Source organism: Vibrio chanodichtyis (assembly GCF_028863985.1).
Lineage (GTDB): Bacteria > Pseudomonadota > Gammaproteobacteria > Enterobacterales > Vibrionaceae > Vibrio > Vibrio chanodichtyis.
The window spans coordinates 229,864-249,157 of record NZ_JARBFT010000003.1 but is presented as its reverse complement, the minus strand read 5'-3'; the positions used below and the strand labels follow the sequence as shown (position 1 = coordinate 249,157).

Genomic DNA, 19,294 nt, shown 5'->3' with positions numbered 1-19,294 from the left:
TTCATGCCCCTTTGTGCATTATGTTATTTAGTGTTCGATCAAACCGTACTCTTTATCCAAAATGTCGATGATCTCTTGTTTTGGTTGAGTGCTGAGCGTAATTGGCTTACCGGTGATTTTTTCTGCGATCCCAAGATAGGTGCGTGAAATATCTAATAGCGCTTGTAGAGGCAGTGCATTATCACGCGCTAAAGCTTCACGTTCCGGCATCCGCTCTTTATTGAGCAAAATGTCTGGATCAGGGAAATAGTTGAGCAGGAACTGGCGGAACCCTTCTTTGGAGTTTTCGACAATTTTACCTTGTTGATATTGCTCAGCGTCCCAAATTCGCGATGAGTCAGGCGTCCCTACTTCATCCATATAGATCAGTTTTTGCTGCCCTTGAGCATCGGTCACGTAACCAAATTCAAATTTGGTATCGACAAAAATTTGCCCAACAGCGCTTAGCGCTTCACGGATCACCGAGAAACCTTGTTTGAGCAAAATTTCATAATGATCAATATCTTGTGGTTGGTTAAAGTTAAATGCAGCGTAGTTTTCTGCAATGTCTTGGCGCGAAATATTGACATCATCGGCTTCAGGTACGCCGGGAATACCACGCAAAATACCTTTGGTTGATGGAGTCAATAGCAGCTCTGGTAATGGACGGTCTTTTGCGAGTCCTTCAGGTAGCGTGATCCCGCAAAACTCGCGTTCGCCTTTACTATAAGCACGCCACATCGACCCGGTAATATATTGGCGGCAAATGGCTTCAATTTTGATTGGGCGTGCTTTTTGCACAATCCATACCAATGGATGCGGAATATCTAAAATATGGCTATCTGCCAATCCGTGCTGTTGAAACAGTTTGAACCAGTGATTGGAAATGGCATTTAATGCCGCTCCTTTGCCCGGCACACCCTGTACCCCCCCTTCTGCGTGCCAAATACAATCGAATGCCGAAATACGATCACTGATCACCATGATGGCTAAGGGAGCGTCTGCGGTCACCGGATAACCTTTTTCTTTGATTAGGCGGCGGCTATCTTGCTCGGTCAACCAATACACAGAACGGACTTTGCCGCTGTGAACCGGTTGATGAGTACGAATTGGGAGGTCGTCATTGACGGCAAGGACTTGATCTGCAAGGCTCATTGAGACATTCCTATCTGGATTCAAACATCATTTTTGTGATTGACCGTGGTGGAAAATCACCTGTTGAGCGCATAATACCAGAACTAATTTCTGTCGCCAGATAAAAAGCAAACGTTTGCTTAAATTGTTATAACCCATTCCTACCACGCTCAATGCAGAGCGAGTGGGGCTTGCTTGATGAAAAACAGCGCACAGTCATTCTGTTGGGCAAAATGTTGCAGCTGCTGCTGAGTCTCTTGGTCTATCGCGCTGGAGGCCACAATCGCACTGGCGGTACGGCAAGCAATGGCTTGCGCGACAATCTCAGCTTCAGAGTGAGATTTTGATGCTTTAAGGTGGATCACTTTGCCGCAGTCAATGTGATGGGTACTCAATGATTGAGTGCTGGGCCGTTGGCATTGCGCCGTATACAGGATCCACTGTGCTCGCTCAGATAAACGAGCGAGTTGGCGCATAAAGTGAGCGATATTATTTGACTCATGAGTCGTGGGTAAGCGATGCCGAGTGCGCGATACATGTCTGCTAAAAGGTTTGAAGTCAGAGTGCCACATAATGCTGTTTCTTTATCCATGCTGTATATAATAACAGTATTATTGGTTGGCTGATTTTGCAACTTATTTTTGGGTAAAAAAAACACAACTGTCGATTGTGGATGCTATGTGCAATTTTATCTAATTGATTTTATTTGATTATTAATTTTGTGTTCGTTCAAGCAAGATATTCGGCATGGTTGAGTTTTGTGAGCGGCAGCACGTGAGTTAAATCAGTGAGGGTTGGTAATAAAACAGAAAAAGCACACTAAGGTGCTTTTTCTCATTCAAGCCAGAGAGGGATTAGCGTATAGCTTGCTGTGTGTTTCGCAATGCCATTTCAGCTAAGTTAAATTGCCGAACATCCAAACGAGCCAACTCATTACAACTGGCACAGGAATAATGAGCCTTGCCATCGAGGTATTGATGTTTTATCAGTGGTTTTGCCTGTTTGCACCAATCACAGGTGCCTATTACGCTATACATGGTCTATTCTCCCAGCAAAATCAGGCGTAAATTTTGCGCAAATTATCGCATGAGTGGGCAAAAAAAGTGAGTGATTTGTGATGGGAAGCGACCGATCGCACAGCGCAAGATCTGACTGAACAGTGGTGAGCATCACTCAGTTTGTTTGATTTGTGGATGATGTAGCGAATCGATAACCATTTTTACGGCGCCATTAAGCCGTTTCATCTCTTGTTCACTGCCGCCTAGATCGGGATGGTAAATTTTTGATAACTGCTTATAGCGCAGTTTAACCGATTTAATATCAAGTGACTGAGTCGGTTCAAAGCCCATCTGTGCCAATGCCATTACCATCTTTTGCTGATCAGCATTGTAGGATTGCTGTTGCAGGCGTTGACAAGTTTGAAGTAACTGATCCAATTGTTGTTTTTGGCGTTTTATCGTCAATTGCTGTGCTTGGAGTTGAGTATGTAATTCACGGTCAGGCGCTGCAAGTCGACGGTGTCGTGGTGGCCAATGGCGGCGTAGCACAATGATCAATGCCATCATTAACAGTGATAATATGCTGAGCGTGAACGGCCACCAATCGGTTTGAGTATCTTGCTGGCTGGTGGGCTCGTGCGTTGTCGCTGGTAAGCTGAGGTCTTGATCTATTAATTGGTCGAACTGCGCTATGCTATTGAGCTGTTTTTCACGCTGCTGATTGAATTTTTGTTCGAGTAAATCCGCATAACCTTGCTCGGCTTGAGGATCTTGCTTGGCATGCACTCGATACCAAATCTCGGCTAAGTCGAATGTCGAGATGGGGGCTGTCTGCTGTTGGTACCATGCGGCTAAGGTGGTGGTAGCGCGAATATTGCCGCTAAGGGCTAATTGAGTGAGCCAGTATTGAGTTTGCAGTGCATCGGGTTCAACCCCTTGCCCAGTCATATAACTATTGGCCACTTGTGCCATTGCTGCAGGATGCTGTTGCTCGGCGGCTTGTAAAAACCAATAAAATGCCTCATGTTGATTTTGTGTTACCGAGCTGCCCGTTTGGTAAGCTAGGGCGAGTTGGTATTGCGCCTGTGGGTTTTGCGCGTTGGCAAGCGAGAGCAGTTCGCTCAGTTCGTTGGCGGCCAGTGGGCATGATAAGAGCAAACACAACCATAAACGGCGTAAACTCATGGTCTTTTTTTCCTTAACAAGATAAAAAGTTTAGCCAACAATCCGCTAGCGTTGTGTGGCTCGCCGATGCATTTTTGCCGTGCTTAACCCAGCATTATCTCAACTGCTTCGGCGCTTGTGCTCCGTGGATCGGCCGATTGACTGATACACGGCGCCCTTTTTTAAGGCCAGTCTCGTAGTCTGCGGTGAGATTTTTCATCGCTTCTCTTAATTGTTGTTTGAAGGTTTCACGGTCAATATTTTCGAATTCTTTATCAATGTAGCTATTGATTTTGTTCATTGAATCATCATCTGGAGTGATGATCGGTAATTTTTCTAACGCACCTTCAATCCAACCGGAAACAAAAGAGTTGACGCGCCGAGTGACCTCGAGGGAAGAAGTGCCGCTGCCGGCAAAGCTGTTGCGAAATTGGCCCGTGTGCTCATTCATTTCACGATAAATAATATCAAATGCGAATGCCGCAAAGATGGCGCGATCCGCTTCGCCAATAAACTCAACGCGTTTTAACCCCTTGTGATTAAGCAATACCGCTTCTACGCCAAAACGAGTATTAATTCCGCGGATCACCCGCAAAATACCTGAGGATATGGCGGCGGGCAGCAAATGGCTTGACTGGGTTTTCCCCATTTTGATGAACTCAATATCGTCTTTATCAAGACCGTACTTGAGCATCAAATTATGCGCCATTTTGATTGCATTCGCGGCTTCATTGACGTTGGCAGAATTGCCTAACTCAAGGCATTTAGCGATTTTTTTAAGGGCTTTTTGTTTATCCATTGATCAGTAAAGCAGATTCGGTACAGCGAAAGAAAAGTCCGACATTCTAGCCTTTTTGGCCGCCAAGGAAAAGGGAAGAGGCCATCTGTTGCAAGATGGCTCTGATTAGCAATGGATTATAAGTGAAGAGTAAAGTTAAAGCCCGAGCTGGGCGAGTAAATCTTCAGCGCTTGCTTCAGTTGCAGAAGGCGCGGCAACCGATGATAGTTGTTGCTGAGCGGCTTGTAAAATATCGTCTGGACTTTCATCCTCTTGCACATCAAATTCTTCGAGTTGAATAAACTCAGTTTTATCCATCGCCAATTCTAGGTAGAAAATATTGTTATTGGCGGTAGAAAAGGTCACTCGGCGTGCTTGTGGACGGTCTAAATTGGTATCAACCGACAGCACAACCTGTTTGTTAAGTGACAGCATTTTCGGTTGGTTTTGGGTGATGTTGGTTTGCAGTTGTTTGCGCACTTTATTGGTAAAATCGCCCACCAACTGATTCATCAGCTCACCTAACACATCTCCAACCTCATCTGAGGTGTGTAAAATGGCCAATTCTTCTTCTGGCATGCCCATATTGCGCATGTAATTGGTGTAAATCTCAAGTGCAGCTTTGGCGGCAAAGTTGATCACCACTAATCCAGTGAATCCACCATCGAATAGGACAAAACAGCCAAAATCCGGTTTTAGCGAGGTTTTATTAATTTTTTGTACCATCGCAGAATAGTGAACCGGTGAATGCGTCGCGGAAGTGAGAACCGTAGAAACCGATTGGCACAGCATAAGTAAAATATCTTCGGTGGTGACTATGTGATTTTTTTTCATCGTTTTTTTCCATACAGTTCTAGAGAGATAAATAACAGAATAGGTAAGCAATACATAAAGTTGAAAAAATTCTGTTGCAGCGCATTCTGGCATTCAGATTCTGATTTGATCACCCTTTTAAATGTTGTAAAGTGACTCAACTCAAAGATTATTCTTTAAAATCTAACAATACCCAAAGCTGATAGGATCAGCGTAGTAGGGGGCAGGAAGCAAATGTTACCAAGACTTCATCACCAATCCGACGTTGACCCGGTGGTTTTAACCTTTTTAGATCAGTTAAAGCTCGCGGGATTTAACGGCGACATTGAAACCCAATACTCTAGCCGTCTTGCGGTGGCGACTGATAATAGTGTTTATCAGCAATTGCCTCAAGCAGTGGTGTATCCGCAATCGACGGCAGATGTGGTACTGATCGGTAAGCTCAATGCAAAACCTGAATTTGAGCGTGTGACGTTTTCCCCTCGCGGTGGTGGTACTGGCACCAATGGTCAATCGTTGACTAAAGGGGTGGTGGTGGATTTATCGCGTCATATGAATCGCATTTTGGAAATCAATCCACAGCAAGGCTGGGTGCGCGTGCAAGCGGGGGTGATCAAAGATCAGCTTAATGATGCGGTACGTGGTCACGGATTGTTCTTTTCCCCAGATTTATCAACCAGTAACCGCGCGACCTTAGGTGGCATGATCAATACCGATGCTTCTGGGCAAGGTTCATTGCAATATGGCAAAACCTCGGATCATGTTCTGTCTTTGCAAGCGGTATTGGCTGATGGCTCACTGCTTGAAACGGATCTTACACAAGGTCTTCCAGAGCCGCACAGTTTTGCTGCGCAAGCTTTGCAAGTGACAGAGCAAGTCTGCCGTAGTAAGCGTGCACAAATTGTAGCTAAGTTTCCGCGCTTAAACCGTTTTTTAACCGGTTACGATTTAAGCAATGCATTTGATGAGGCGCAAGATCGCTTTGATATTACCCGTGTATTGTGTGGCGCAGAAGGCTCACTGGCGTTTATTACTGAAGCCACACTCAATTTAACCCCGATTCCGCAAGCGCGCACCTTAGTCAATGTCAAATACGACAGTTTTGATTCTGCGCTGCGCAATGCCCCTTTGATGGTACAAGCCAAAGCGCTGTCGGTGGAAACGCTCGACTCCAAAGTGCTCAATTTGGCCAAGCAAGATATTGTTTGGCATAGCGTCAAAGAGCTGTTGAGTGATGTGCCGGGTAAAGAGATGCAAGGCATTAATATCGTGGAATATGCTGGGCAAGATCATACTGAGATCGATCAACAAGTCGCTCAACTGACCACACAACTTGAGCAGATGATGGCGGATCAGCAAGCTGGGATCATCGGCTATCAAGTGTGCCGTGATTTGGCCAGCATCAACCGAATTTATACCATGCGCAAAAAAGCCGTCGGTTTACTTGGGGCAGCTAAAGGGCGAGCAAAACCGGTGGCTTTCACTGAAGATACTTGTGTTCCGCCGGAACACTTAGCAGATTTTATTGCTGAATTTCGCGCGCTGCTCGATTCGAAGCAGTTGGCTTATGGCATGTTTGGTCATGTGGATGCTGGGGTGCTGCATGTGCGGCCGGCACTTGATTTATGTGATCCCAAGCAAGAGCTGTTGATGGCTGAAATCTCCGATCAAGTGGTTAAACTGGTCGCCAAATATGGCGGTTTGATGTGGGGAGAGCACGGCAAAGGTTATCGCTCGGAATACGGTCCAGAATTTTTTGGTGAAGAGCTGTTTACCGAATTGCGGCGAGTGAAAGCGGCGTTTGATCCGCATAATAAGATGAATCCGGGCAAAATTTGCACACCGCTGGATACCCCCTTTGAGCTGGTGAAAGTCTCTGATACTAAACGCGGTTTTTACGATCGGCAAATAGATGTCAAAGTGCGCGACAGCTTTAAAGCTGCAGTGGAGTGTAACGGTAACGGTTTATGTTTTAACTACGAAACCAGCTCACCGATGTGCCCCTCCATGAAAGTCACGGCTGATCGTCGCCATTCACCGAAAGGGCGCGCGAGTCTAGTGCGTGAATGGTTACGGCAATTGAGCGAGCAGGGCGTGGATATTCTTGATCTTGAGCAAGCGACACTGGAATCATCACCAACCATTAAGTCGCTGCTTGATCGAGTCCGTCACGCGCTGACCAAAGATAAGCAGTATGATTTTTCTCATGAAGTATACGAGGCGATGAATGGTTGTTTGGCCTGTAAAGCTTGCGCTAGTCAGTGTCCGATCAAGGTTGATGTCCCGAGTTTTCGCGCGCGCTTTTTGAATCTTTACCACACGCGTTACCCACGTCCGGTGAAAGATTATTTGGTGGCCAACATCGAATCCTTACTGCCAGTGATGGCCAAAGCGCCCCAACTGGTGAATGGCATTTTAGCTCGCTCGACCGTGCAGAAATTAACCGCAAAAACAGTAGGCTATGTGGATACGCCGTATTTGTCGGTGCCCACTTTGGCACAGCGGTTGCGTCGTCATCCGGTGGTGTTGTTTGATATGCAGCGGTTGGCGGCACTCTCTCAAGCTGAACGCGATCAACACGTGTTGATTGTGCAAGATCCGTTTACTAGCTATTACGACGCCGAGGTGGTGGAAGATTTTGTGGCTCTGCTGCTCAAATTGGGTAAAAAACCGGTATTGCTGCCGTTTAAACCCAATGGTAAAGCGCAGCACATCAAAGGTTTTTTACGCCAGTTCCGTGCCACGGCAAGTAATACGGCGAGCTTTTTAGCACAAGTGGCGGCACTGAATATTCCGTTAGTTGGGGTCGATCCGGCGCTAGTGCTCTGTTATCGCGATGAATATGTAGAAACTTTGGCGCAACATCGTGGTGATTTTGCCGTGTTCACCGTACATGAATGGCTCACTCCTCGTTTAGCCGAGTTTGCCTTGCAAGCGAGTGACACGCAGCCTTGGTATCTGCTGGCACACTGTACTGAAAAAACCAAGCTGCCTAAGGCTGAGCAAGAATGGGTGACGATTTTTCGTCACTTTAATGCAGCACTACAGGTGGTTTCGGTCGGTTGTTGTGGCATGGCCGGTACTTTCGGCCATGAGGCTGATAAGCTGGCCATGTCGCGTGATATTTACCAGTTGAGCTGGCAACCGGCATTATCAGCATTACCCAAAGAGCGTTGTTTGGTCACTGGCTATTCTTGTCGCAGTCAGGTGAAACGCTTTGAGCAACTCAAACCTAAGCATCCGTTGCAAGCGTTGCTGCAGTTACTGTAAGCCATTAGCCCAGTTGAGCAGGGCTTTTTATCAGAGCGAGAAAGCAAGATGAGAAACTTGCAGTTAAAAGTGCCACCGGTTGCGGTATTTTTAGTGGCGTTAAGCTTAATCCATCTCAGCGCACGTTGGTTTAGTTCACTGACTCTCGCATTGCCGTTCCCTAATGTGATCATGGCATTGTGCTTGTGTATGGCGGGATTTTTAGGTCTGGCGGGGATCATGGAATTTCGGCGCTATAAAACCACCGTCAATCCATTAGCGCCCGATCTCACGGTCACGGTGGTGGATAGTGGTGTATTTGCCTTAAGCCGTAACCCGATGTATCTCGCGTTGTTACTGCTGTTATTTGGCTTGGCTTATTGGCAACAAAATGCGCTTAGTTTAGTGATCAGTGCAGGTTTTGTGATGTATATGAATCACTACCAAATTGAGCCAGAGGAGCGGATTTTACACGCTAAATTTGGTGAAGTTTATCTCAATTACACTCAGCGTGTGCGACGTTGGCTATGATCAGCGATACAGAGAATTGAGAAAATATAACCCGCACTTGGCGGGTTATTGAAGAGGTGGTACTTAAGCTGCTTGTTCAAGTTGGCGCAGAAAGGCTTGTTTGCGCTCATTGAAACGATTGACCAGATCATCGATGTCAGCCTGGTTGTACGGTTTTAATCCGCTGGCGACCATACGTTTTAGCCCTTTGCCGACCACTTGGCCTTGATCTTTGAATACGAAGTTGAGGGTGACTAAGCCGCGTTTACCATCAACATCAAATGTTGCCCCAGCAAATTCAACCTCCGGGTGGGTGAGGTCGAGGCGGTTAAACTCGACTTCCATTGATTCATAAATCACTAATGGGCGCTGACAGTTGATCATCATTTGCTGCGCTTCCATCAGTGGGACCATAATATGTGGGAAGTTCATCCCGGAAAACTGCACATAGCTGGTGACCACGTGTTCAATAAAGTCTGAGTTATGGTTAACCTCACCTTCACACGACATATGTAGGTACTCTTTGCCGTTAGCATCAACTACCGCACTTTCACGCTGACATTTATTTTCAATATGCAGTGCAACGCCATCGCTGACCATACCTGAGAAATCAAAGCGCATTTTGTGGCTAATTCCTTGTTTTTGCAGTAATACTGCAAATAGCAAGTCACCCGGAACGCAGAAGCGCTTGTTGTCTTCATCATGGATCGGGTTAAAATCGCCCGCCACCAGCTTGGCAAAGTGGCTCGCTTGCTGGCGAGTAAATTGAAATTGCTGTTGTTGACTTGAATGGTATGCGCTCAGAAACATGGTTATCGCTATTTAAATGAAACAGCGGTCATTATAGGGCACAATCGACAAATGATTGGTCTATCCAGTGTAAAAAATGTGGCTGAGTTTGAATGTCGATACCATAACTCAACACATTGAATCTGCGGTAACTTATATCCGATAGCGGTAGGTGATATGCAGCGCAATATCTGCGCTATTATCCATACTAAATACGTTTTCGGTGAACGCTAACTCAATGGCGCTACTGGGCAGCAGATAGCGATAACCGAGCACGTATTCAGTGGCTGGTTTTTCAAGTGCAGCAGGACTTTCGACGCTACCTTGGTAAAAATGAAACGACGTAAATAGATGGTGCTTGGGATGCAGTTGGTATTCATAGCCGATGGCGCTGCTGAGGGAAAGGGATTTTAGTGGCAAAGTGCCGGTTGCACTATCATGATGTACCATCCCCAACATGACATAGATTCGATGTAAGTCATATTGGTAGGTGTAATTGAGTTGTAATGCTTGCTCAAAGCGGCTGAAGCGCAGTAGCCCACGTTGATGGTAATATAAGCTGGCACCGATAGAGAGCCCGTGTTGTGCAGAGCTATGTAGCTGATATTGAGTGTAGAGTGTAACCGCACGGCTGAGAGTGCTGCCGGCAAAACCATCCCATTGGATATTATGTTCGGGGATCGCAATATGAAAACGGTGCTTTGCCACACTATCACGCCCATTTTGATCTAGACCAAACAGGTTGTGAAAGCCCATTGTCAGCGAATCTAACTGATTATCCCACGCTTGGCTGTCTCGGTAGTTCAATTCGCTTTGCCAACGCGGTGCAAATTGCCATTTTAGGCCAATCGCAAATTGGTTTTGATAGAAATCCCCTTGATAACTTGGACTGTCGCTCCAGATACTGGCTGCGGAAAATCCGCCATACAGTTGTAAGCTATCTAACGGCAGCGAGTAGCCATCCCGCAGTTGTGGGGTGAGTGAATGGCTGGCAAGAGGTGCCTGAGCATAGAGATTGAATGGGCCATAATGATATGGGTTGGCCAAAACATCAAAGGAGCAGAGAGCACAAATAAGCGTAAGCAGTGAGAAAATTCGCATCGTCTTACTCACAGTTTGATTGCACTTGAGTTAAGCTTAGCTGAATTTTTTGCGAATGGCGTCAGCCTGTTAGGCTTAATTGAACTTTTTATAAACCGCCAAAAGAGTAACGCCAGCTTGAATGCTGGCGTTAATCCGTTTAGTCACGCTTCCACAGCATATGACAAAACTTCTGATCTGGATCTCGGCTAACTAACATGCGGGCAAACACATCATCCAGCACATCGTTCTGCTCATTCACCAGACCAATGCGTACTTCGGCATAGATTTCTTTATCGACTTCGAAACCCACGTGCGCATCCCAATCATCACCGACATCGACCAATTCTGCCGCGCCGCGATCATCAAACTGTGCGGTGAATAGGATCACATCGACTGGCTCTAGGTTATCGGGTGCCATCTCTAAGAAGATGTCGTAGGCCGTATCAATCGTGTCGTCGATAGAAATTAACTCTGCCATAAAATTACGCTCGGTTCATGAATTTGCGTTCCGCAGTATTGATCACAATACGCTCGCCAGTCGAAATATACTCTGGCACTTGCACCACTAAGCCAGTAGGCATACGTGCAGGTTTAGTCCGTGAAGAGGCTGAAGCACCTTTAATCGATGGATCGGTTTCTTCAATCGCCATTTCAACTGAAGATGGCAGTTCAATCGCCACTGCTTCACCATCAACCAAAACCACGCTCATACCTTGAATATCTTCCGTGATGAACAGTAGTTCATCTTCGATTTCATCTTTCTTGAAGTTGTATGGTGTGTAGTCTTCATTGTTCATGAACACGTACTCATCGCCATCAATATAAGAGAAAGAGATTGGACGTTTGTTCATTTCTACTGTGTCGAGCACATCATCAGATTTGTAACGCTCATCCACTCGTGCACCGGTGTTGAGGTCAGTACAACGCAGTTTGTAGATTTTTGAACCGCCGCGGCCACCAGGAGTGGTCACTTCGATGTCTTTGATCAGTAGGGTTTTGCCGTTAGAAACGATTGCAAAGCCTTTTTTGAGTTCACTTGCCTTTGGCATGAAATATATCCTTCGTGTAAAAAGTGCCAGCATTATAACTAAAGGAAGGGGAGAAAAGGAATATCTATCCCTTGTTGATGGGGTGCGGTGTAGTAAGTGGTGTTTTACTAAGCAATCCAGCGGCTAGCTATTGATTGATGGTCGCGCATCATGGAACATAAGGCCTTTGCACCTTAAATCACTATGTGAGTCGGATGACGCTGCCAGTAATTGACCCTCAACAGCCTTTTCAGCCGGAATATCAAAGCGCGATTGCCGATTTGGTACGCTTTTGGCGTGCAGGGGCAGGGACAGCATTACACAGTCTTTATCTTTACGGCAGCGTGGCGCGTAAAACGGCGCAGCCCAATCACTCGAATCTGGATGTGGTGGTGGTGACTCATGGGTTTTTTACACAAAACCGTGCCACGTTAATCAATACCATTCGTTGGCGTTTTCAAAAAAGTTATCCGTGGATCACCGATGTCTCGATCAAACTGGCCAGCGTTGAGGAGATCGCGACTTTAGACGCGATTTTTTCGTGGGGATTTATGCTGCGTCACTGCTGTGTATGTGTATACGGTGATGATTTGGCGGAATGTTTCGGCCACTATGAACCGAGCTGGGAGATTGCCAAGCATTGGAATATGGATGTTGGTGTCAAGTTAGCCGATTATCGGCACAGCATTGCTCAAGCGACCAATCCGCAGTTACAGATCAAAGCTCAACAATTAATGGCGAAAAAACTGCTGCGGGCCAGTTATTCATTGATTATGCATCGCGATCGACAGTGGTTGGAGGATCCGCTGGCATGTGGTACACATTTCCTGCGTTATTATCCAGACAAGCAGCTGGAAATTGAACGCTTAGGTTTATTGTTGAAGCCACGGGTGATCCCCAAACGGTCGGTGATCGGTCTTATCGACAGTTTTGGGCCATGGTTAGCAGCGCAATATCAAAAAACCGAATTTCGGATCGGTTAGTCAGCGTTGGGTTGGTTAATCCATCCTGCTATCGGCTAAGCGGTTCGCTAACTTGTCGGCCTAAAATAGCCCAAGCTGAGCGGCAATCAGTCGATCAAACTGTTTACCAATAAACGGTAAAATAGCATCGGCGACCGGTTTAAGCTGCTTATCAATATAATGCTGATAATCAATCGCGCTTTGTAAATAGGCTTTGGGCTCTGGACCGTTGAGCGTCATTAGGTAAGCAATGTTGCCACGCTGCTGGTATTGCAGTGGCCTGCCCAGTTTGGCGTTGATCTGATCTGCCATTCTGGCCGCACGTACTTGCGGCGGGACATTTTTTTGATATTCGTGCAAGTGACGGCGCAAGCGCTTTTGGTACACCAATTGTTCATCGAGTTGCCCGGCGAGGGTCTGTTCCACCATGCTGCGAATATAGTCGCTTGGATCCTGTCCTTGGAAAATTAGCCAATAAAGCTGATGTTGGAAGTGTTGTGCAAGTGGTGTCCAGTCGGTGCGCGCACTCTCCAAGCCTTTAAAAATGATCTGCGCTTGATCGCCATCGCCTTTTAAACCCGCATAACGTTTTTTAGAGCCAGTTTCTGCGCCACGGATGGTTGGCATTAAAAAGCGGCGATAGTGGGTTTCGTATTCCAATTCCAGCGTCGAGCTTAAAGCGTATTCATGTTTGAGATGATCCGCCCACCATTGGTTGATCTCATTAACCAGCGCATAACCAATCGCATCGGCTTGCGATTGAGAATATTGACCGTTAAGCGCCACGAAAGTGGAGTCAGTATCGCCATAAATGACTTGGTAGCCGCGCGCTTCAATTAACTGTTTGGTTTGGATCATGATTTGATGGCCGCGCATGGTGATGCTTGAGGCCAGTCGAGTATCAAAAAAGCGGCAGCCGGATGAGCCGAGCACGCCATAAAATGAGTTCATGATGATTTTGATCGCTTGTGAGAACGCTTGCTCCTGATTGCGTTTGGCCACATCACGCGCCGCCCACAGCTTTTCGATCATTTGTGGTAAAAAGTGTCGGCTGCGATGAAATTGACCACCGCGAAAACCGGGTACGGCTTGATTAGCCTGCTGGCCTACACCGAGTTTTAAGCCTTCAATCAGCCCGAGAGGATCGATCAAAAACGAACGAATGATAGAAGGGTAGAGGCTTTTAAAATCGAGCACCAGTACCGAATCGTATAAGCCAGGCCGAGAGTCCATCACGTATCCCCCAGGGCTCGCCACCCAGTTTTCCGGCTGCAAGTTTGGGGCGACATAACCTGCGCGATGCAGTTGTGGTAAATAAAGGTTGGTAAACGCCGCCACTGAGCCGCCAACGCGGTCTAATTCGACGCCGGTTAAGCGTGAACGCTGGATCGCAAAATCGAGCAGATGAGTGAGTGCAAAGATTTTATTTACGAGCACACAATCTTGCAGATTGTAGCGTGCTAACGAGGGTTTATCGTGGATAAACATCCGGTTAATTTCATCCATGCGATCGTGCGCGTCATCAATCGCTTTGCCTTCGCCGAGCAGTTCCAGTGCGACTGACTGCAATGACCATGAACGAAAATGATACGTGGCAGTTTTTAAGGTATCAATGCCGTCGAGCACCACCCGTCCCGGAATATGGATAAACCCTTGCTGCGATTGACGGCTAGAGCGGAAAAAACTGGCTTGCTGGGCACGCCCAATGGTGAGTTTGAGCTGGTGGTATTCGGCGCGCTGATGCAGTACGCGAAAATCGAAATCGACCACATTCCAGCCAATGATCACATCGGGGTCAAATTGGGCAAACCATGCGATCAGCGCTGTGAGTAGCTGATATTCATTCTCGACCCACTGGATCTCGCTATCACTTGGCTGGGCTTGGCCAATCATGATCACCCGGCTGTCCATTGGACTTGCCAAGCCAATCGAATAAAGTTGCCCTTTGGCTGAGCATTCAATATCGAGCGACACCACGCTTAAGTTTGGTAAATAATCGCTTGGACGGCATTTGACTTGCTGAACTTGACGATAACAGCCTAAGTTTTGGCTTGACCCGGTAAATTCGATGCTGCCTTGAATAAAGCGTTCCATCAAATAGCGATCGGCCAAACGGATATCCGCTTCTAGCGGAATAATGTCGGCTTGTGTCAGATGTTGGGCTAAGGTTTGGCTATCGCGGATGGTGTAGCAATAGCAGCCAGCCAAGTTTTGATCGGCAAAACTGCGCAAGGCCAGTGGCGCTAAACGGATCGGCACATTGAGCGCAGCCGCCATCTGCTCCACGGTGGATAAGTAGGCTTGCTCGATGAAAAACACTGGGCGTTCGCCGCGAATGATCAACTGGGTTGGGCCAGAAGCCGTGGCCAGCCACAGCTCAATCTGAGTTTGTCCCGCCACATCTTTAGCGTGGCGTGTTAACACAAACCCTTGTTCAATCTTCAATCCGATCCACCTTTACTCATTTGGTTAGGCTGCTATCCCCTTGCTACTTGAAGGTGCAGCGGTGTTGGCTACGTTCCTTCACCTCAATCAAATAGTTTGCCTATGCTCATGGGGACTCATTCACTTGCCGCCTACCCGCAACGCCAAGTTGTTTGGGTATAGAGGTGCATTATACGGCTTTTGCAGCGATATATTATATGCTGAGTGGCCTGGATGATCGGAAGGGGAGCCGAGCCTAATCGATTAAGTTTAGCCAAAAGAAATTTCATCAAAATGTCATCAACAATGGTGTGTTGCCAATTAGGGAGAATATATTCACTCGATTGCTCAATTTGATGCGTATTATTTTTGTTAACTGATTGATTTTTATGTGCAGGAAGTGCGATTCGACACTTTGCACAATAAGTACTTGCTAAAGTGTCGGTTTCACATCATATTCACCAAACAAAAGTTACCCGCGTGGGTTGGGGTTAGCTTGGCTATCACCCACGATTTCAGTGGGTAGAGCCAATCAATAAGTGTGGAGATACAAGTTTGATTAGTGTTTTCCTTGTAGATGATCACGAGCTGGTTCGCACAGGGATACGACGTATTATTGAAGACGTTCGTGGAATGAAAGTAGCAGGGGAAGCTGACAGCGGTGAAGATGCGGTCAAATGGTGCCGTACCAATCATGCTGATGTGGTGTTAATGGATATGAATATGCCCGGTATTGGTGGTTTGGAAGCCACTAAAAAACTGTTGCGTGTCAATCCAGATATAAAAATTATTGTCTTGACGGTACATACCGAAAATCCATTCCCAACCAAAGTGATGCAAGCGGGTGCGGCAGGTTATCTCACCAAGGGCGCAGCCCCGGATGAAATGGTCAACGCGATCCGGATTGTGCACAGTGGTCAGCGTTATATTTCACCAAACATTGCGCAGCAAATGGCGCTCAGTCAATTTTCTCCTGCGTCTGAAAACCCGTTTGCCGATCTCTCTGAGCGCGAATTACAAATTATGTTGATGATCACTAAAGGTCAGAAGGTCACCGATATTTCTGAGCAGCTCAGTTTGAGCCCGAAAACGGTCAATAGTTATCGCTATCGCTTATTTGCCAAACTGAATATTAACGGTGATGTGGAGTTGACCCACTTAGCGATCCGACACGGGATCTTAGATACTGAGAAATTATAGAGTCGGTCGTGTTTGACAGTACCCATTTTTTAAAGACCGTTACTCATCAGCCCGGCGTGTACCGTATGTACAACGCTGAGGCTGAAGTGATTTATGTCGGTAAAGCCAAAGATCTCCAAAAACGCCTCACTAGCTATTTTCGAAAAAATCTCGACAGTGAAAAAACCAAGGCATTGGTTAGCCATATTGCCAAGATTGATGTCACGGTGACTCATACCGAAACTGAAGCACTGATCCTTGAGCATAACTACATCAAGCAGTATTTACCGAAATACAACGTACTGCTGCGCGATGATAAGTCATATCCCTACATTTTTTTAAGTGCTCATCAACACCCACGTCTTGCTGCTCATCGTGGCGTGAAAAAACGCCGCGGAGAATATTTTGGGCCTTACCCTGATTCAGGCGCGGTGCGCGAAACATTGCATTTGCTCCAAAAAATTTTCCCAGTGCGTCAGTGTGAAGATACGGTATATAGCAATCGTACTCGCCCTTGTTTAATGTACCAGATTGGGCGCTGTGCAGGCCCTTGTGTTGCAGGCTTGGTCAGTGAGCAAGCCTATCAGGACATCGTCAATTATCTGCGTCTGTTTTTACAAGGTAAAGATAAGCAAGTGCTGTCGATACTGGTGGAAAAAATGGAGCAGGCGAGCCGTGAACTGCGTTTTGAGGATGCAGCGAAAGCGCGTGACCAAATCCAAGCCATTCGCCGAGTTCAAGAACAGCAATTTGTCTCGGATGAGAGTTTAGAAGATTTGGATGTGCTTGGTTTTGCACAACAAAATGGTATCGCATGTATCCATATTTTGATGATCCGTCAAGGTAAGGTACTTGGCAGTCGCAGTCATTTCCCAAAAATTCCGCCCGCCACTTCGCAACAGGAAGTGTTTGAGAGTTTTCTGAGCCAGTACTACTTAAGTCAGCATGAAGCTCGCACGATTCCGACCCGGATCATCATCAATCAACATCTCGCGCAAGATACAGACGCAATACAAACTGCGATCTGTGAGTTAGCTGGACGTAAAGTGACGTTGCATACCAACCCAAGCGGAACTCGTGGCCGCTATTTAAAACTGGCCAATACCAATGCACAGACTGCGATTACCAGCAAACTTAATCATAAGTTGACCATCAACCAACGGTTTAAAGCCCTACAAGAAGAGCTGGGCATGGCGGCGATCACTCGCATGGAGTGTTTTGATATCTCGCACACGATGGGGGAAAGTACCATCGCCTCTTGCGTGGTGTTTAATCAAGAAGGGCCGGTTAAATCAGAATATCGGCGTTACAACATCACTGGCATTACGGGCGGGGATGATTATGCCGCGATGGCGCAAGTGTTGGAGCGTCGTTACAGCAAACAGCTTGATAGCACGAAGATCCCAGACATTATTTTTATTGATGGCGGCAAGGGGCAGCTCAACCGGGCTTATGAGATCATTTCTTCCTGCTGGCAAGACTGGCCTAAGTATCCAAAAATTATGGGTATTGCCAAAGGGGCAACGCGTAAACCTGGTTTGGAAACCCTGATCACGATTGATGGCGATGAGTTCCATTTACCCAGTGATGCGCCAGCGTTGCATTTGATCCAACACATTCGTGATGAAAGCCATAACCATGCGATTAGTGGACATCGAGTGCAGCGTGGCAAAACGCGTCGTACCAGTACTCTAGAAGGGATTGAAGGCGTCGGGCCAAAACGGCGACAAGCACTACTGAAATATTTAGGTGGTATGCAGGAGCTCAAGCGAGCCTCTGTTGAAGAAATCGCCAAAGTGCCGGGGATTAGCCGCGCATTGGCAGAAAACATTTATCAAACATTGAAACAATAAGAAAAATATCGCAACATTAACCCGCCTTCGAAAAGAGCCTATAAATTATGCGTTTTAATATTCCTAATCTTCTCTCTCTGCTCAGATTATTTTTGATCCCGGTTTTTGTCGTGATCTTCTACTTGCCTTTTGAATGGGCGCCATTTGCTGCCGCGATGGTATTTTGGGTGGCTGGATTTACCGATTGGTTAGATGGGATGTTAGCGCGAAAATTAGGTCAAACCTCGCGTTTTGGGGCGTTTATCGATCCCGTCGCGGATAAAGTGCTGGTGGCTGCGGCACTGATTTTGATCACCGAACATTACCATAACATTTGGATCACCATTCCTGCGGTTACTATGATTGCTCGTGAAATTATTATTTCGGCTCTGCGTGAATGGATGGCAGAAATCGGCAAACGCGCCAGCGTTGCGGTATCTTGGGTTGGTAAGTTTAAGACGTTAACTCAGATGTTTGCCTTGTGGGTGCTGATTTGGCGCTACGACGATTGGATGATTTGGCTTGGCTATATCGCCATTTATATAGCGACCGCATTAACCTATTGGTCGATGGTACAGTATTTGGCGGCAGCCAAAGATGATCTGCTTAATGAAGAGCATCACTAAAAAACGGGCGTAAGCCCGTTTTTTTATCGCATTAGTTAGTTAATGCCTCTCATGCTCGATAGATCGCGTGATAGATTGAGCGGCTAACCGATTTATCTTCATAAAAAACGGACTTTTTTGCTATTAAAGTGAGCGAATCTGATGTTTTTGCACGTTAAATAGTCAAACGATTCGAAAGGCAAAAAAATTGTATTGACTCAATAACGTGAATGCGTAGAATGCATCCCCGTAGTCAGGCAGTTATCGAAAACGAAGCGGCTTGAGTTACAGAGGCGCGTTGGCAGAGTGGCCATGCAGCGGATTGCAAATCCGTGGACCTCGGTTCGACTCCGGGACGCGCCTCCATTGCGACACTAGCTCAGTTGGTAGAGCGCAACCTTGCCAAGGTTGAGGTCACGAGTTCGAACCTCGTGTGTCGCTCCAAGTTTAATGATATGGCGTTAAGCGGTATCAAAGATGGTGTCTTCCATCGCAAAGATTTTGCGTGCCCTGGTGGTGAAATCGGTAGACACAAGGGATTTAAAATCCCTCGACTTTCGAGTCGTGCCGGTTCAAGTCCGGCCCGGGGCACCATCTCCATTTCGCGACACTAGCTCAGTTGGTAGAGCGCAACCTTGCCAAGGTTGAGGTCACGAGTTCGAACCTCGTGTGTCGCTCCAAATAAAAAAACCCAGCCTAAGGCTGGGTTTTTTGTTGTCATCCTAAACTACCATATTATCACCGTGGTGATTCTATTTGTTAATCGG

At 46.7% G+C, this 19,294-nt stretch carries 17 protein-coding genes and 4 tRNA genes; 10 read left to right on the top strand and 11 right to left on the bottom strand.

Going from position 1 to position 19,294, the window contains the following annotated elements; genetic code table 11:
• Window positions 1-27: 27 nt before the first annotated feature.
• The 6 genes from PUN32_RS04775 to PUN32_RS04750 all read right to left on the bottom strand — a co-directional run bounded on the left by PUN32_RS04775 (window position 28) and on the right by PUN32_RS04750 (window position 4,887).
• Window positions 28-1,134, bottom strand: a complete 1,107-nt coding sequence (locus PUN32_RS04775; RefSeq protein WP_274722017.1) for a phosphoribosylaminoimidazolesuccinocarboxamide synthase — start codon at window positions 1,132-1,134, stop codon at window positions 28-30.
• 149 nt (window positions 1,135-1,283) lie between these two features.
• Window positions 1,284-1,685 (bottom strand): hypothetical protein, encoded by a 402-nt coding sequence (locus tag PUN32_RS04770; protein ID WP_274722016.1) that lies wholly within the window; start codon window positions 1,683-1,685, stop codon window positions 1,284-1,286.
• A gap of 282 nt (window positions 1,686-1,967) precedes the next feature.
• A complete protein-coding gene (locus PUN32_RS04765; protein WP_274722015.1) occupies window positions 1,968-2,150 on the bottom strand; it encodes a hypothetical protein in 183 nt (60 codons plus the stop codon).
• Between the two features lie 132 nt (window positions 2,151-2,282).
• On the bottom strand, window positions 2,283-3,296 hold the full coding sequence (locus PUN32_RS04760; RefSeq protein ID WP_274722014.1) for a J domain-containing protein: 1,014 nt from the start codon (window positions 3,294-3,296) through the stop codon (window positions 2,283-2,285).
• A 94-nt stretch (window positions 3,297-3,390) separates the two neighbouring features.
• Entirely contained in the window at window positions 3,391-4,074 is a 684-nt protein-coding gene (locus PUN32_RS04755; RefSeq protein ID WP_274722013.1) for a DUF2786 domain-containing protein, read from the bottom strand.
• Window positions 4,075-4,209: 135 nt separating this feature from the next.
• A complete protein-coding gene (locus tag PUN32_RS04750; RefSeq protein ID WP_274722012.1) occupies window positions 4,210-4,887 on the bottom strand; it encodes a DUF3334 family protein in 678 nt (225 codons plus the stop codon).
• Window positions 4,888-5,100: 213 nt separating this feature from the next.
• On the opposite strand from PUN32_RS04750, the gene ydiJ reads away from it, so the two are divergent.
• Together ydiJ and PUN32_RS04740 are read left to right on the top strand one after the other, a co-directional pair.
• The gene (ydiJ, locus tag PUN32_RS04745) at window positions 5,101-8,136 is read left to right on the top strand and encodes a D-2-hydroxyglutarate dehydrogenase YdiJ (protein WP_274722011.1); all 3,036 of its coding nucleotides are present in this window, start codon (window positions 5,101-5,103) and stop codon (window positions 8,134-8,136) included.
• 48 nt (window positions 8,137-8,184) lie between these two features.
• Window positions 8,185-8,646 (top strand): methyltransferase family protein, encoded by a 462-nt coding sequence (locus PUN32_RS04740; RefSeq protein ID WP_274722010.1) that lies wholly within the window; start codon window positions 8,185-8,187, stop codon window positions 8,644-8,646.
• A 63-nt stretch (window positions 8,647-8,709) separates the two neighbouring features.
• Here PUN32_RS04740 and PUN32_RS04735 read toward each other — a convergent pair whose 3' ends face one another.
• From PUN32_RS04735 to yeiP, 4 genes are all read right to left on the bottom strand, one after another.
• Complete coding sequence (locus PUN32_RS04735) at window positions 8,710-9,435, bottom strand: DUF3581 family protein (protein ID WP_274722009.1); 726 nt, start codon at window positions 9,433-9,435, stop codon at window positions 8,710-8,712.
• Window positions 9,436-9,567: 132 nt separating this feature from the next.
• A complete protein-coding gene (locus PUN32_RS04730) occupies window positions 9,568-10,515 on the bottom strand; it encodes a DUF3187 family protein (protein WP_274722008.1) in 948 nt (315 codons plus the stop codon).
• A gap of 139 nt (window positions 10,516-10,654) precedes the next feature.
• A complete protein-coding gene (locus PUN32_RS04725) occupies window positions 10,655-10,975 on the bottom strand; it encodes an HI1450 family dsDNA-mimic protein (RefSeq protein WP_274722007.1) in 321 nt (106 codons plus the stop codon).
• A gap of 4 nt (window positions 10,976-10,979) precedes the next feature.
• A complete protein-coding gene (gene yeiP, locus PUN32_RS04720; RefSeq protein WP_166013157.1) occupies window positions 10,980-11,546 on the bottom strand; it encodes an elongation factor P-like protein YeiP in 567 nt (188 codons plus the stop codon).
• Window positions 11,547-11,740: 194 nt separating this feature from the next.
• Here yeiP and PUN32_RS04715 point away from each other — a divergent pair, with 194 nt between their 5' ends.
• Window positions 11,741-12,508, top strand: a complete 768-nt coding sequence (locus PUN32_RS04715) for a nucleotidyltransferase domain-containing protein (RefSeq protein ID WP_274722006.1) — start codon at window positions 11,741-11,743, stop codon at window positions 12,506-12,508.
• A gap of 60 nt (window positions 12,509-12,568) precedes the next feature.
• Here PUN32_RS04715 and PUN32_RS04710 read toward each other — a convergent pair whose 3' ends face one another.
• Entirely contained in the window at window positions 12,569-14,932 is a 2,364-nt protein-coding gene (locus PUN32_RS04710; RefSeq protein ID WP_274722005.1) for a DNA polymerase II, read from the bottom strand.
• A 534-nt stretch (window positions 14,933-15,466) separates the two neighbouring features.
• Between PUN32_RS04710 and uvrY the strand changes: the two genes are divergently transcribed.
• The 7 genes from uvrY to PUN32_RS04675 all read left to right on the top strand — a co-directional run bounded on the left by uvrY (window position 15,467) and on the right by PUN32_RS04675 (window position 19,207).
• Entirely contained in the window at window positions 15,467-16,111 is a 645-nt protein-coding gene (gene uvrY / locus PUN32_RS04705; RefSeq protein WP_166013154.1) for a UvrY/SirA/GacA family response regulator transcription factor, read from the top strand.
• Between the two features lie 8 nt (window positions 16,112-16,119).
• Window positions 16,120-17,943, top strand: coding sequence for an excinuclease ABC subunit UvrC (gene uvrC, locus PUN32_RS04700; protein WP_274722004.1), 1,824 nt, complete (start codon window positions 16,120-16,122; stop codon window positions 17,941-17,943).
• Window positions 17,944-17,990: 47 nt separating this feature from the next.
• Window positions 17,991-18,548, top strand: a complete 558-nt coding sequence (pgsA, locus tag PUN32_RS04695) for a CDP-diacylglycerol--glycerol-3-phosphate 3-phosphatidyltransferase (RefSeq protein WP_274722003.1) — start codon at window positions 17,991-17,993, stop codon at window positions 18,546-18,548.
• A 271-nt stretch (window positions 18,549-18,819) separates the two neighbouring features.
• Window positions 18,820-18,893 (top strand) — tRNA-Cys (locus tag PUN32_RS04690).
• A 2-nt stretch (window positions 18,894-18,895) separates the two neighbouring features.
• Window positions 18,896-18,971, top strand: a tRNA-Gly gene (locus PUN32_RS04685).
• A 63-nt stretch (window positions 18,972-19,034) separates the two neighbouring features.
• Window positions 19,035-19,121: transfer RNA gene (locus PUN32_RS04680), tRNA-Leu, on the top strand.
• Between the two features lie 10 nt (window positions 19,122-19,131).
• Window positions 19,132-19,207: transfer RNA gene (locus PUN32_RS04675), tRNA-Gly, on the top strand.
• Window positions 19,208-19,294 lie beyond the last annotated feature (87 nt).